This window comes from Kitasatospora sp. NPDC058965, from assembly GCF_042741245.1.
GTDB lineage: Bacteria > Actinomycetota > Actinomycetes > Streptomycetales > Streptomycetaceae > Kitasatospora.
Genome location: NZ_JBHYKG010000220.1, coordinates 1 through 14,518, shown reverse-complemented (window position 1 = coordinate 14,518; position 14,518 = coordinate 1). Strand labels below are relative to the sequence as shown.

Annotated in this window: 7 protein-coding genes and 1 pseudogene; 3 read left to right on the top strand and 5 right to left on the bottom strand. The window is 76.2% G+C overall.

Annotated elements, in window-relative coordinates; all coding sequences use genetic code 11:
- Window positions 1-395: pseudogene (locus ACFW1A_RS28595) on the bottom strand (hypothetical protein); the annotation flags it as partial.
- 212 nt (window positions 396-607) lie between these two features.
- Between ACFW1A_RS28595 and ACFW1A_RS28590 the strand changes: the two are divergent.
- The 3 genes from ACFW1A_RS28590 to ACFW1A_RS28580 all read left to right on the top strand — a co-directional run bounded on the left by ACFW1A_RS28590 (window position 608) and on the right by ACFW1A_RS28580 (window position 8,215).
- Entirely contained in the window at window positions 608-1,258 is a 651-nt protein-coding gene (locus tag ACFW1A_RS28590; RefSeq protein WP_380413595.1) for a hypothetical protein, read from the top strand.
- Window positions 1,259-1,334: 76 nt separating this feature from the next.
- Window positions 1,335-3,368 carry an SPFH domain-containing protein gene (locus ACFW1A_RS28585; RefSeq protein WP_380413593.1) on the top strand — a complete coding sequence of 678 codons (2,034 nt, stop codon included), beginning with the start codon at window positions 1,335-1,337 and terminating at the stop codon, window positions 3,366-3,368.
- A 74-nt stretch (window positions 3,369-3,442) separates the two neighbouring features.
- Window positions 3,443-8,215 (top strand): DNA repair ATPase, encoded by a 4,773-nt coding sequence (locus tag ACFW1A_RS28580; protein ID WP_380413591.1) that lies wholly within the window; start codon window positions 3,443-3,445, stop codon window positions 8,213-8,215.
- On the opposite strand, the gene ACFW1A_RS28575 is transcribed toward ACFW1A_RS28580, so the two are convergent.
- The 4 genes from ACFW1A_RS28575 to ACFW1A_RS28560 form a co-directional block, all read right to left on the bottom strand.
- Entirely contained in the window at window positions 8,146-9,213 is a 1,068-nt protein-coding gene (locus tag ACFW1A_RS28575) for a PucR family transcriptional regulator (RefSeq protein ID WP_380413589.1), read from the bottom strand. The genes ACFW1A_RS28580 and ACFW1A_RS28575 overlap by 70 nt on opposite strands.
- A gap of 82 nt (window positions 9,214-9,295) precedes the next feature.
- On the bottom strand, window positions 9,296-13,333 hold the full coding sequence (eccCa, locus tag ACFW1A_RS28570) for a type VII secretion protein EccCa (RefSeq protein ID WP_380413587.1): 4,038 nt from the start codon (window positions 13,331-13,333) through the stop codon (window positions 9,296-9,298).
- A complete protein-coding gene (locus ACFW1A_RS28565) occupies window positions 13,333-13,746 on the bottom strand; it encodes a YbaB/EbfC family nucleoid-associated protein (protein ID WP_380413585.1) in 414 nt (137 codons plus the stop codon). The genes eccCa and ACFW1A_RS28565 overlap by 1 nt, the downstream gene beginning before the upstream one ends.
- Window positions 13,747-13,933: 187 nt before the next feature.
- On the bottom strand, window positions 13,934-14,518 hold a 585-nt coding region (locus tag ACFW1A_RS28560), incomplete at its 5' end, for a hypothetical protein (protein WP_380413583.1).

Sequence of the window (14,518 nt, the reverse complement as noted above, 5' to 3'; positions counted from 1 at the left end):
GGGCAGCGATTCCCGCTGCCCCGGGTGCGCCGAGCAGCTGCGGTCCACGGAGACCGACTCGCAGCGGGAGCGGGGCGGCTCATCGCCGGCCCCGCGTGGTTGTGGATGTTCTCCTGCGGCGCCCCGCCGGCTGCGGCCCCGGCCTCCCAGGTGTGCAGCCGCAGCCTGAACTGCTCCCCGACCAGCAGCACGATCTTCGCGAACCCGTTGGGATGCCGCACCGAACGCCCCGCCACCTCCGCGAACCGCCCCTCGTCCGCCGCGATCCCCGCCACCAACGCCCGGAACACCCGCGGCCGCACCACCTCCGCCAACGCGTCCCCCAACGCCCCCGCCCGCCCGGCCGCGTACTCCCGGACGTACCCGGCGAGGTCCCGCTCCAACTCCGCGATCACCGTGCCCCCTCCCAGTCGCCACGGTCGGGCCACCGGCCCCGGGCCGCCCCGACCGTGGCCCAGGGTAGGCGTGTGAGCTGATCCAGGACATCAAGACGCCGTCGAGATTGCCGGGATCGTGCAGTGCGCCGGTGTCGGTGGCGCTGCCACTCTGTCGCGGGCGGGTTCACGGGGTGTGGACCGGTGGGGGATGACAGAGGCGGGCGAGCGGAGTGCGTGGGTTTCTGGGGGCGGTGACCGGGTTTCCGACCGTGGTCTTCACCTTCGCGCTGATCGTGGTGGTGGGTTACTGGGTGCTGGTGCTCCTCGGGGGGGCGCACCTGCACGGGGCTCGCGGGGGGCACCACGGGCACGGTCACGGGCACGGTCATGGCGGGGGGCGCCATGGCCACGGCGGGCTGCAGCGGGTGCTGGGCCTGGGCGGGGTGCCGATCACCGTGGCCGTGTCGCTCGTCATCGCCTTCTCCTGGTTCACCTCGTTGGCCGGCCGGGTCTGGCTCGGCGGCGGGGGTGGCGGTGGTTGGCTGCTGCCGGCGGCGGTGGCCTGCGGGTGGGTGGGGGCCCGCCTGGTGGTGACGCCGCTGCGGCGGCTGATGCCCGAACCGCTTCCCCCGCCGTCGCGGCTGGACTTCGTGGGGCTCGGCTGCGTGATCCGCACCGGGCGGGTCGGGCCGGACTTCGGCCAGGCCGAGGTGCACGCGGCCGACGGCTCGTCGGCGGTGGTGCAGGTCCGGCAGAGCCTCGACGACGCGGCGGGGCCGGGCGGGGTGCTGCGGTCGGGGGCTGCCGCGCTCATCTACGACTACGACGCCGAGGGCGAGTTCTTCTGGGTCATGCCCGCGCCGACGCCGTCCACGTCCTGACGTCTCGTCATCTCACGGCTTTCGCACGTCAATTCGACCATTCCTGACACAACACAGTCAGTCCAAGGGAACAGCCATGTCTGTCGTCGCCATCGGTGTCGGTGTGCTCGTCGCCGTCCTCCTCCTCATCGGTCTGGGCACGCTGCTGCTCTTCGGCCGGCTGTTCCGCAAGGTGGTCCAGGGCGAGGCCCTGATCGTCACCCGGCCCAAGGGCGTGACCGTCACCTTCACCGGCGCGCTGGTGCTGCCCACGGTGCACCGCGCCGAGGTCATGGACATCTCGGTGAAGGCGATCGAGATCGGCCGGACCGGCCGCGAGGGCATGATCTGCAAGGACAACATCCGGGCCGACATCCAGATCACCTTCTTCGTCCGGGTCAACAAGACCGAGCAGGACGTCGTCAAGGTCGCCCAGGCGATCGGCACCGAGCGGGCCAGCCACCAGGAGACGCTGCAGAACCTGTTCAGCGCGAAGTTCGCCGAGGCGCTGCGCACCGTCGGCAAGCAGCTCGACTTCGCCGACCTCTACACCCACCGCGAGGAGTTCCGGGACCGCATCATCGCGGCCATCGGCACCGACCTGAACGGCTACCACCTGGAGGACGCGGCGATCGACCACCTGGAGCAGACCCCGCTCTCCCAGCTGGACCCGTCCAACATCCTCGACGCCCAGGGCATCCGCAAGATCACCGAGCTGACCGCGCTGGAGCACATCCGCACCAACGACTACCAGCGCAACGAGCAGATGGAGATCACCCGCCAGGACGTGGACGCCCGCGAGGCGGTGCTGGAGCTGGAGCGCCGCCGCGCCGAGGCGGAGATCCGCCAGCGCAAGGGGATCGAGACGCTGCGGGCCCAGGAGGAGGCGGCCACCGCGCAGGTCCAGGAGGAGGAGCGGCTGAAGGCGCAGGGCGCCGCGCTGCGCACCGAGGAGCTGCTGGGCGTCCAGCGCGAGAACCAGCAGCGGGAGATCGCGGTCGCGGAGAAGAACCGCGAGCGGGTGCTCGCGGTGGAGACCGAGCGGATCGAGAAGGACCGGATGCTGGAGGTCGTCAACCGCGACCGCGAGGTGCAGCTGGCCCGGGCCGAGATGGACAAGGAGGTCGAGGCCGAGCGGCGCGGCGTGGCCGAGGTGGTGCGCGAGCGGATCGCGGTGGAGCGCACGGTCGCCGAGCAGGAGGAGGAGATCAAGCGGGTCCGCGTCGTCCAGGAGGCCGAGCGCACCCGGCAGGCCGTGATCATCGCCGCCGAGGCCGAGGCGCAGGAGCAGCTGGTCAAGGACATCAAGGCGGCCGAGGCCGCCGAGCAGGCCTCCCACCTGCGGGCCAAGGAGCAGCTGGTGCTGGCCGAGGCGGGGCAGAAGAGCGCCGAGCTGGAGGCCGTCGCCAACCTGCGCCGGGCCGAGGGCGAGCGGGCGCTGGCGGGGGCCGCCGGTCTGGCGAAGGCCGAGGTGGCGGAGCGTCAGGCGATCGCCGAGGCGGCCGGGGTCCGGGCCCGGCTGGAGGGCGAGGCGGCCGGTCTGATGGAGAAGGCCGCCGCGATCGAGAAGGTCGGCCTGGCCGAGGCCGCGGTCGCCGAGAGCAAGGCCAACGCGGAGGCCGCCGGCATCCGGGAGAAGCTGCTCGGCGAGGCGGCCGGCCTGAAGGAGAAGGCGGCGGCGATGGCCGCGCTGGACGAGGTCTCCCGCTCGCACGAGGAGTTCCGGCTGCGGCTGGCGGCCGACAAGGACGTCCGGCTCGCGGCGCTGGAGGTCCAGGCCAAGGTGGCCGAGGCGCAGGCCTCGGTGCTGGCGGCCGGGCTGGAGAGCGCGGACATCGACATCGTCGGCGGCGACAGCGTCTTCCTGGAGCGGCTGGTCGGCGCGGTCTCCTTCGGCAAGTCGATCGACGGTGCGGTGCAGGGCTCGCAGACCGTCCAGACCCTGGCGGCGGACTGGCTGAACGGCGACAAGAGCTTCAGCGAGGACGCGACCGAGGTGCTGCGGGCGCTGGCGGCCGGCGGTCCCTGGAACCTGGCGCTGCTGACCAGGCTGCTCGGCGGCGGCTCCGGCGACGGGGCGCTGTCGGTGGACCCGGTGCAGCTGGCCGGGGTCAACGGCACCGCGCAGTAGTCGGACGGACCGTCGGGCGGCGGACCGGGCACACGTCGGACAGTCGATCAGGAACAGGAACACGGGACAGAGTGATGGGCGTCGAGGGCGGCACCTACCAGATCCTGCGGGCCCGGCTCGCCGAGCGCGCGGCGGAGCTGGGACGGCGGGCGGCGGAGCTGAACACCCGGCGGGAGGAGGCCTTCGGCTCCCGCACGCTGGAACTGGCGGCCTCCGCCCGGCCGCGCACGGCCGGCGAGGGCACCGCGTGCGGCATCGTCGCGGTCCGGCCCGACGTCCTGCTGCTCGGCAGCACCGCGCCGGACCTCGGCGCCGGACTGCTCTCGCTGCACGCGCCGGACGGCACGGCGCTGGCGCCCGGTGCGGTGCCCGGCCTGCTGGACGACGAGAAGTTCCACCGCGACCTGACCGAACTGCTCCGCTACTACCGCGACGCCCGGCTCGCCGACCTGGTGCGCACGGCCTCGGGGCGGCTGCTGGCCGTCTTCCGGACCGGCGAGAACGACGGCGACCAGCGCGTGCTGAGCTGGCAGCTGACGGACGACCGGGTCGAGTACCTGGGCAACCACGGCGAGCGCGACCTGCCGCAGCCGCCGGTCTACGAGCTGCCCTGGACGACCACCGGGCGCGAGCACCACGACCGCGGGCGGATCCGGATCGAGGGCGGCGGCGGCACGGTCGCCGTCGCCACCACCGGCGGCACCCTCACCGTCCGGGCGCTGCCGGGCGACCGGGTGCTGTTCGAGGAGGACGTCGACGACCCGCTGCAGAGCCTGGCGGACGCCACCGTCGCCTACGCGGAGACCGGACCGCTGCTGCTGCTGCGGATCCGGCCGTACAACGAGGCCGCCGACCGCTACCTGGTCGTCAACTCCCGCACCGGCTCGGTGCGCCGGCAGGACTCGCTGGGCCTGGGCGTCCGGCTGCTGCCGGCCGAGCAGGGCCTGATCTTCCCCGGCGGCTACGAACTGGCCGACGGCAGCCACCGGGCCTTCCGCACCGAGGAGGGGGACGGTCCGGGCGGGCTGCGCTTCGAGGCCGAACTGCCCTCGCCCAACGGCGAGGACCTGCTCTACGTGCTGCGCCGGCCGGGCCGCGCCCAGGTGCTGCTGCTGCCCTGGAACACCGTGCGCCGGGAGGCCGCCGCCGCCCTGCACGGCGCTGCCCACACCCTGCTGCCGGACGGCACGCTGGTGCTGCTGCGGGCGGACCGCGCGCCCGTCCGCACCCACGAACTGCAGCTCTGGCGGACCCCGTTCCAGTCCGCCGACCACGCCGCCGCCCAGCCGGTCGGCGACGGCCCGCTGGCCCGGATCGGCAACGCCGACCTGGTGCGCGGGATCGCCGACTGCCTGGACGTGGTCCGCACCGCGACCGCCGCCGACCAGGACGCCGTGGCGACGGCCTGGGCCGAGCTGCTGCTGGACGCCTGCGCCAAGGCGGCGGACCGCCACTACTGGCTGGCCGACACCGGCCTGCTCGAACCGCTCGACGAACTGCGCGGCGCGGCCGAGCAGGTGGCCGCCGAACAGGCCCGGCTGCGGGCGCTCGCGGGTCGCGCCGCGGAGGCGCTGGAGCGGGCCCGGGAGGAGGCCGCCGGACTGCTTCGCCGCTCGCACGGCGAGCCGCCGGCCGACGCCGACGCCTGGACGGCGCTGCTCGCCGAGCTGCGCCGGGCCCAGGGCCGCACCCGGACGCTGCGCGAGCTGCCCCAGGTCGACCTGACGGCGCTGGACCGGGTCGAGGCCGAGCTGGCCGCCGAGCTGACCGCCGCGACCGAGCGGGCGTTCGCCTACTTCGCCGGTCCCGACGCCTTCGCCGCGCCGCTCGCCGCGGCCCGGGAGGCCGCCGAGGCCGCCGAGTCGGCGGCCACCGCCGCCGACGCCGCCCGGCTCGACGACCGGCTGACCGCGCAGGCCGAGGCCCTGGCCACCGTCACCGACCTGGTCACCGGCGCGGTCGCCACCGACCCGGCCGCCGGCACGGCCGTGCTGCTGGCCATCGGCGAGGTGCTGGCGGCCGTCAACCGGGCCCGCGCGGTGCTGGCCAACCGCCGCCGCGCGCTGCTCGACGCCGAGCACCGGGCCGCCCACGCGGCCGAGTCGGCGCTGCTCGCCCAGGCGACCACCGCCGCCCTCGCCGCCTCCGACACCCCGGCGGCCTGCGACGACCAGCTGGCCCGGCTGCTGCTGCGGGTGGACGCGCTGGAGGCCCGGTTCGCCGAGGCCGAGGACCTCGCCACCGAGCTGACGGTGCGTCGGGAGGAGATCCGGCAGGCCTTCGCCGCCCGCCGGCAGACCCTGCTGGACGAGGCCGCCGCCCGCGCCGACCGGGTCGCGGCCGCCGCCCGCCGTGCGCTGGCGGCGCTGCGCCGCCGGCTCGGCAGGCTCGGCTCGGCCGCCGACATCCACGCCGCGCAGGCCGCCGACCCGATGGCGGTCCGGGTGCGGGCCGCGGCCGAGGAGCTGACCGGGCTCGACGACCAGGTCCGCGCTCAGGAGCTGACGGACGCCCTCACCGGCGCCGTCCGCACCGCGCTGCGCGACCTGCGCGACCGGGCCGACCTGTCCGCGGACGGCGGTGCGAGCGTACGGCTGGGCCGCCACCGGTTCGCGGTGCGCCGCGAACCGGTCGAGCTGACCCTGCAGCCCGACGGCGACGGCCTCGCCTTCCTGGTCACCGGGACCGGCTACCGCCGGGCCGCGCAGCTGCCGCAGCTGCTGACCGGGCGGGAGTTCTGGACCCAGCCGCTGGTCAGCGAGTCCCCCGCGCTCTACCGGGCCGAGTACCTGGCCGCCGCGCTGCTGCCGACCGCCACCGCGGAGCCGCTGCTCGACCAGGTCCGCCGGGCCGCCGAGCGCGCCTACGACGAGGGCTACGAGCGCGGCGTCCACGACCACGACGCGGCGCTGCTGCTGGCGGCGCTGTTGCGGCTGCGCGGCGCGGCCGGGCTGCTGGAGCACCCCGGCGAGGTGCGCGCCGCCGCGCAGCTGTTCTGGGCCCACGGCGCACCGCAGGACCGGCGGGCCGGCTGGCAGCGGCGCGCCCGCTCGCTCGCGCTGGCCGGCACCCACTTCGGCGCCGCCGCGACGGCCGCCGCCCGAGCCGCCCTCGCCGCCGAACTCGCGGCATCGCTGGCGGAGTTCGCGACCGGCCTGGACCTTGCGCCGACCCTGGCGGCGCCCGCCGGCGGCTACCTGGTCGCCGAACTCGCCGACCCGCACGAGGGCTTCGCGGCCGGCGCCGCCGCCCGCGCGCTGCTCGACGGCTTCCGGCAGACCGCGGCCGGGCCCGCCCTCGCCGCCGACCTGCGGGCGCTGGCCACCGACCTGCCCGCCCGCCATCAGCTCGCCACCGCCTGGCTCGGCGCCTACGCGGGCACCGTCGGCGGCCAGGACGCCGGAACCGAGGCGCCCGCCGACCCCGAGGGCCTGGCCGAGGCCGTCGCCCAGCTGTGCGCGCCCGAGCTGGCGCGCTACCCGGTCGACGCCCCGGTCGGCGAGACCGTCACCGGCCTGCTCGGCGCCCACCCGCGGGTGCGGGACGGCCGGCTGACCGTCCGGATCGACGAACTGCCGAGCCGGGCAAGGGTGTTCCGCGAGGAACGGGCGCCGGCCTTCCGGGCCTTCCAGCGCCGGCGGGCCGAGCTGCTGGACGGCGAGCGGACCCGGCTGCGGCTGGACGACTACCGGCCCCGCCCGCTGGCCGGCTTCGTCCGCAACCAGCTGATCGACCAGGTCTACCTGCCGATGGTCGGCGACAACCTGGCCAAGCAGCTCGGCACCCTGGACAGCACCGGCGGCGCCGACCGCAGCGGCCTGCTGCTGCTCCTCTCCCCGCCCGGCTACGGCAAGACCACGCTGCTGGAGTACGTCGCCGACCGGCTCGGCCTGCTCATGGTCCGGGTCGACGGCCCGGCCCTCGGGTCGGCCACCACCTCGCTCGACCCGGACCGGGCGCCCGACGCCGCGGCCCGCCGCGAGGTGGAGAAGATCGTCTTCGCCCTGGAGGCGGGCAGCAACGTGCTGCTGCACGTGGACGACATCCAGCACGTCTCGGCCGAGCTGCTGCAGAAGTTCATCCCGCTCTGCGACACCCAGCGCCGGATCGAGGCGGTCAGCGACGGCGTCGCCCGCAGCTTCGACCTGCGCGGGCGCCGGTTCGCCGTCTGCCTGGCCGGCAACCCGTACACCGCGAACGGGGAGCGGTTCGAGATCCCGGACATGCTCGCCAACCGCGCCGACGTGTGGAACCTGGGCGAGGTGCTGACGGCGCACCAGCAGTTGTTCGCCCTCTCCTTCCTGGAGAACGCCTTCGCCGCCAACCCGGTGCTGGCCCCGCTGGCCGGCTCCGACCCGGCCGACCTGCGCCTGCTGGTCGCCCTCGCCGACGGCGATCCCACCGCCCAGGCCGACCAACTCGGCCGGCCGGTGCCGGAGCTGGACCGGGTGACGGCCACGCTGGCCCGCCTGCGCCGGGTCCAGCGCACCGTGCTGACCGTCAACGACGCCTACATCGCCTCCGCCGCCCAGCAGGAGGCCACCCGCACCGAGCCCGCCTTCCTGCTCCAGGGCTCCTACCGCACCATGGCGCAGCTGGCCGCCCGGCTCGACCCGGTGCAGAGCGAGGCGGAGGTCGAGGCGCTGCTGGACGACCACTACCTGGCGGAGGCCCGCACCCTCGGCAACGCCGCCGAGGCCAACCTGCTCAAGCTGGCCCGGCTGCGCGGCCGGGCCACCGCCGAGCAGACCGCCCGCTGGCGGGCGCTGTGCGCGGGCTACGGCTCCGACGACCGGTCGGGCCAGCGCAGCAGCCTGGCGCCCAGCACCGCGGTCTCCAGCGTGTAGCGCTGCAGCGCGTCGTCGGGGTCGAGGCCGGTCAGCCGCACGATGTGGGCGATCCGGTAGGCGAAGGCCCGCACGCTCAGTCCGAGTCGGCGGGCCGCCTCGGCCGTGACGTACCGCGAGTCGGCGTAGGCGGACAGCGTCTCCAGCAGCGGGCCCGCGCCGCCGCGCGCCTGGCGCAGCGGGCCCAGCACGCCGCGCACCAGCTCGTCCAGCGCCTCGCGGTCGCGCAGCAGCACCGGCAGCACCAGCAGGTCGGCCGCGTGCAGCAGTTGCTCCGGCAGGCCCAGCTGGTCGGCCTGCTCCAGCGCGGAGCGCGCCTCCTCGTAGGAGTGCAGCACCCCGCCCGGCCCGCTGTGCGAGCGGCCGACCGCCACCCGGCGGCCCGGCGTCAGCTCCGCGAACGCCTTGACCACGGCGGCCTCCCCCGGCCCGGACGGCACGATGCACACCAGCCGCCCGTGCTTGACCGCCAGCAGCACCTCCTGCTCGCCGAACCGGCCCAGCAACTGCCGCTCCAGACCGCGCACCTGCGGATCGCCGAGGTCGTAGCCGTCGCCCCCGGCGACCGCCACCACGTGCGCGCAGGCCAGGTTGAGCCCGAACCGCTCGGCGTGCTCGGCCAGTCGGCCGACGTCGCTGCGGCTGCTGAGCAGGTCCGCGACGAACTGCCGCCGGCCGGCCTCCTCGCGGCGCAGCCGCTCCCGGTAGGCCCGGCCGTGCCCGTCGGCGATCGCGGCCACCCCCGCCCGCAGCGCCGCCATCGACGCCGCGGTCACCGGCCGGCCCTCCCAGGCCTGCCCGGTCACGGCCAGCCGCTCGTCGACCAGTTCCGCGAGCCCGCGGCCCTCCTCGGCGGCCCGGTCGCCGTACCCGCGCAGCGCCTCCAGCTCCTCGCGCCGCAGCCGCCGCCCGCTCTGCGCCACGTCCGCCAGCACCCGCGCCCAGGTGCCGTCGTCGAACGGCACCACCACCTGCGAACCAACCCCGACGGTGGTCAACTCCCCGCTTCTCCCCCCACGCCCACAGCGACAGCGACGCGCCAGCGTACCCGCTGCACCGTGGACGCACGAAGGTCGGCCGTCAGTCCGGCGCCGGCAGCGCCAGCTGCACCACCGTGGTCGGGTGGTTGCGGCTGACCAGCAGGCCGCGGCCCGGCGGGCGCACCGAGGCGCGCTCGTTGCCGATCAGCACGCCCTCGCGCGGGTCGCCGGAGAGCAGCAGACCGGCGGCGCCGAGTTCGCGGGCCCGGCCGAGCAGCGGTTCGCTCAGCTGGGTGCGGCTGGAGCCGGCCACCCGGCGGGCGGCGACCAGGTGCAGGCCGATCTCCCGGGACTGCGGGAGGTAGTCCAGCAGCGGCGCCAGCGGGGACTGGCGGGTGCCGCCCACCAGGTCGTAGTCGTCGACCACCAGGTAGAACTCGGGGCCGCTCCACCAGCTGCGCTCGCGGAGCTGGCGCTGGGTCACCGTCGCGGGCGGCAGGCGCTCGGCCAGCTTGGCCACCACCTGCTCGACGTAGACGGTGGCCGCCGCCGAGTCCCCGGCGTAGGCGCCCAGGTGCTCCTCGGGCACGCCGCCGAGCAGGCTGCGCCGGTAGTCGAAGACCACGAAGCGGATCTCGGCGGCGGGGCGCACCGCCGCCAGCTGCGCCATCCACATCCGCAGGAACGAGGACTTGCCGGCGCCGGAGTCGCCGTAGACCAGCAGGTGCGGCTCGTCGCCGTCCAGGTCGAGCCGGACCGGCGCCAGCTCGTCCTCGCCGATCCCGATCACGGGGCTGCGCGACTCCCCTGCGGCGGAGGGCAGTTCACCGACCGTCAGCCGTTCGGGCAGCATCCGGATCGGCTGCGCCGGCGGGCCGGCCCAGCCGGCCGCGATCTTGGCGAGCGCCTCCCGCTGGGCCTCGGCCAGGCCCTCGGTGCCGTCCTGGCCGTCCAGCCGGGGCAGCGCGGTCTGGAAGACCAGCCCCTGCGGGGTCAGCCCGCGCCCGGGTCCGGCCCCCACCAGCTGACGGGCGGCGCGCCGGTTGAGCTCGGAGTCGGCGGGGTCGTTGAGCCGCAGCTCCAGGCGGGCCGAGAACGCGTCGCGCAGCGCCATCCGCAGGTCGGCCCAGCGGTTGGCGGTGAGCACCAGGTGCACGCCGACGTTCAGGCCGCGACCGGCGATGTCCAGCAGTGCCTCGTCGATGCCGTCCACCTCGGCGCGGGCCGCGCCCCAGCCGTCCACCAGCAGGTAGAGGTCGGCGGCCCGGACCTCGGCGGGCAGTTCGCCCGCCTCGCGGCGGCGGCGGAACTCGGCGGCCGCGTCGATCCGCAGCTCGCGGAAGAGCCGCTCGCGCTCGGTGATCAGCTGGGCGGCCTCGGCCAGCGCGCGGCGCACCCGGGGCTGGTCGTGCCGCCCGGCCACCCCGCGCACGTGCGGCGCCGCCTCGAACGGCAGCAGCGAGCCGCCGCCGAAGTCCAGGCAGAGGAACTGCAGTTGGTCGGGGGTGTGGGTGAGCATCGCGGACAGCAGCAGGGTCCGCAGGAAGACGCTCTTGCCGGACTGCGGCGCACCGACCAGGGCCAGGTGGCCCTGCCCGCGGCCGAACTCGGGCACCAGCGGGTACTGCTGCTGGCGCACCGGGACGTCCACCACGCCGACCGGCGACCGCAGGTCACCGCGGTCCGGCCACCACTCGGCCGCCAGGCCGGCGCGCGGGTCCAGCGCCACCGGGCCGGTGAGCGCGTCCAGCGGCAGCGCCGGCGGCAGCGGCGGCAGCCAGACCTGGTGCACCGACTGGCCGGACCGGCAAAGCCGTTCGACCAGCACCTGCATCTCGGTCGGCCCGGCGTGCAGCGGCCGCGGGCGCTCCGGGTTGACCTGGTGCGCGGGCGGGTCGGCCGGCGCCTCGCGCGGCAGGCGCAGCTGGAACGGCACCACGACGGCGCCGGGCCGGCCGGCGCCGGCCGCCCGGTCGGCGGCCGACTCGTGCGGCCCGGAGACGTGCGCCACCCGCAGCCGTTCGAAGACGGCCTCGGCGACCTTCAGGTAGGCGGACCCGGGGATCGGCGGCAGGTGGTAGGCGTCGGGGGTGCCGATCACCGTGCGCGACTCGGCGGCCGAGAAGGTGCGCAGGCAGATCCGGTAGGACAGGTTGGCGTCCAGGCCGCGCAGCCGGCCCTCCTCCAGACGCTGCGAGGCCAGCAGCAGGTGCATGCCCAGGCTGCGGCCGACCCGGCCGATCTGGCCGAACAGCTCGATGAAGTCCGGGCGTCCGGTCAGCAGCTCGCCGAACTCGTCGACCACGACCAGCAGGTAGGGCAGCGGCTCCAGCGGCCGGCCGTCCGGGCCGGGCCGGCCGGCGGCGCGGCGCAGCTGGTACTCCCGCACCGAGTCGAGGTTGCCCGCGTCGCGCAGCATCCGCTGGCGGCGCTGCTGCTCGCCGACCAGCGCGTCGCGGACCCGGTCGACCAGCGCCAGGTCGTCCACCAGGTTGGTGATCAGGCCCGCCACGTGCGGCAGTTCGGTGACCCCGGCGAAGGTGGCGCCGCCCTTGAAGTCGATCAGCACCAGGCTGAGCAGCTCCGGCGAGTGGGTGGTGGTCAGCCCGCTGACCAGGGTGCGCAGCAGCTCGCTCTTGCCGGAACCGGTGGCGCCGACCACCAGGCCGTGCGGGCCCATACCGCCCTGCGCCGCCTCCTTGAGGTCGAGCAGCAGCGGCTGGCCGGCCCCGTCGAAACCGATCGGCACCCGCAGCACGGCCTCCTGGTCGGGCTCCACCCAGTGGTCCTCGGGGTCGAAGTCCGCCAGGTCGGGGATGCCCAGCAGGGCCGGCAGCGAGACGGTCTGGGCCAGGATCTCCTCGCCCTCGGCCGACAGCCGCAGCGGGGCGAGCGCCCGGGCGACCGCCTCGCACAGCTCGGCCTCCGGCTGGTCGGCCACCGCCTGCTCGACCTGCACCACCTGGTCGGCGCGCCGGGCCTCCACGGTCAGCCCGCCGTCCCGGTCCACCCGCACCCGCACGTCGGCCCGGCTCGGCTCGTCCGACTCCCGCTCGACCACGCAGACCACGGTGATCGCGGTGCCGGGACCGGCCGCCTCCAGCAGTTGGACCGCGGCGGCCGACCGGGCCCAGACGGTGCGCGGGTCGTAGCGGTCCAGGAAGACCACCAGCCGCCGGCGGGTGTCGGGCGCGCCGCGGTCGCCCAGCGGCGTGCGCCGCCCGGCCTGCTCGCGGGCGGCGGCCAGTCGTCGCTGGAGGTGGTCGGCCAGCCCCTCGAACTCCTCGGCGACCAGCGGGGTGACACCGGCCGGGCCGGGCGGCGGGGCGTCCTGGTCCTCCGGCTCGTGGGTGTGCGGCAGCCACTTGGCCCAGTCCCAGTCCTCGCCGCCGGTGACCACCGCGATCGCCACGTCGTCGGGGGCGTGGCCGACCGCGAGCTGGCAGAGCACCGCCCGGGCCAGCGCCCGGGCCCGGGCGGCGGGGCCGAGCACGCTGACCACCCCGGCCCTGCCGAGGTCCACCACGGCGGGCTGCTGGCCGACCGTGGACATCGAACCGATCAGCTGCTCGGCCGCGGTCCTGGCCCGCTGGTCGTACTCCACCGTCGGGTCGGTGCGGCCGGCCAGCCGGATCGGGGTGACCAGCGGTGCCCGCCCGGTACCCAGCCGCACCTGCAGGAAGTCGGGATCGGCGGGGCGGCGCTCCCAGACCCGGCGCCGGCGCGCCGCGATCGCCCGCAGCCGGTACGGCGACGGGTGCCGCCAGGCCGCCACCACCCGCTGGTCGGCCGCCACCTGACGGGCCGTGCGGCGCACCTCGATCAGGTGCTCCAGGTAGCGGTCGCGGGCCGCGGTCCGCGCCTTGCGCTGGGTGCCGCGCAGCTGCATCCGCACGCCCACGGTCACCCCGACCGACAGCAGCACGAAGGCGATGCCGAGCAGGATCAGCATCTTGCGGCCGGCCACGATCATGTAGCCGGCCATGCTGATGCTGGACAGCAGCGGCATCAGCAGCATCACCCAGGAGGCGTTGGAGTCCTTGCCCGGCGGCTGCGGCGGCGCGGCCAGTACGACCGGGTCGGTGGGCAGCTGCGGCGGCAGCACCCGGGCCGGGCGGTGGAAGACCACGCGCGACATCAGGCCTCCCGGCGCGGGCGGGGCGGGACCGCGGGGGGCCGGGGGAGCTTCGGCAGCGGCGGCAGCACCGGGCGCCCGGCCCGGCGGATGCCGTCCAGGATGCCGTTCAGCTGCTCGGAGACCGCGCCCAGCTGCTCGGCCCGCTGCTCGACGGCGGTCCGGTGCGCGTGCTGCGCGGCGGTCAGCACCAGTTCGGCCAGCCCCTGCGGGTCCTCCGGGTCGATCACCGCGGGGTCGATCCGCAGCTCGACCAGCAGCCCGTCGGCCCGCACCGCCGCCGTCACCAGTCCACCGGCTGCGTGCCCGGTGGTGCTGCCGCCGGTCAGCTCCTCCTGGGCGAACCGCAGGTCGTCGGCGAGGCGCTGGGCTCGCTGCCGCAGCGCGGCGAAGTCGGGCGGTCCGGTCTCGGGCATGGGCCGGCTCTTTCTCGTACGGGTCGGCTCTTCGGCACGGGCCGACGGCGTGCGTGCTCCCGCCATGCTGGTGGGCGCCCGCCCGGACCTGCCAGGTCCCTGTTCGGGGACAACGGGGAGGGGCCGGCGCCGGGGACCGGGTGTCAGGGAGCGGGTGTCAGGGGCCGGGGTGTCAGGGGGCGGGACGTCAGCGGGACTCGCAGTTGCCCACCTTCAGGTCGGCGGGCTCCGGGCGGGAGCGGAGCGCGTCGGCGAGGTCGGCGGTGGTGGTGTGCCACAGCTGCGGGGCGAGCTCGGTGAGGCCGAGCGGGTGGACCAGCTCGGGCTCGGCGGTGCTGACCAGGACCTGGTCGGCCCGCTCGGCGACGGCCAACCCGGCCGCGCGGTGGAACAGCGCGTCGGTGATCTCCCGGGCGCGGCCGGCCGTGGTGTCCGGGAGCAGCGCGGTGACGTGCAGCACCCGGGACGGGACGGGGACGGTGCCGTGCAACGGGTGGCCGCCGGTCAGCAGGTCCGGGTCCGGCCTGCCGACCCGGTACCGGAGCAGGCCCTGGGCCCGGCCGTCGCGCGGGTCCGGGGTGCCGTCGGCGGTCGGCGGGTGCCAGCCGACCGCTTCGAGGCGACCGGTGACGAGGTCCTTGGTGGGCAGCAGCGGCAGGGTCACGGGCGGCGCCAGGTGCCCGGTGGCCACGGACCCGGGGGTGGTCGCGGCGGCCGGGGCGCCCACGGGCGGGGTCACCACCACACTGGGGACCTCCTGCGGCGGCGTCAC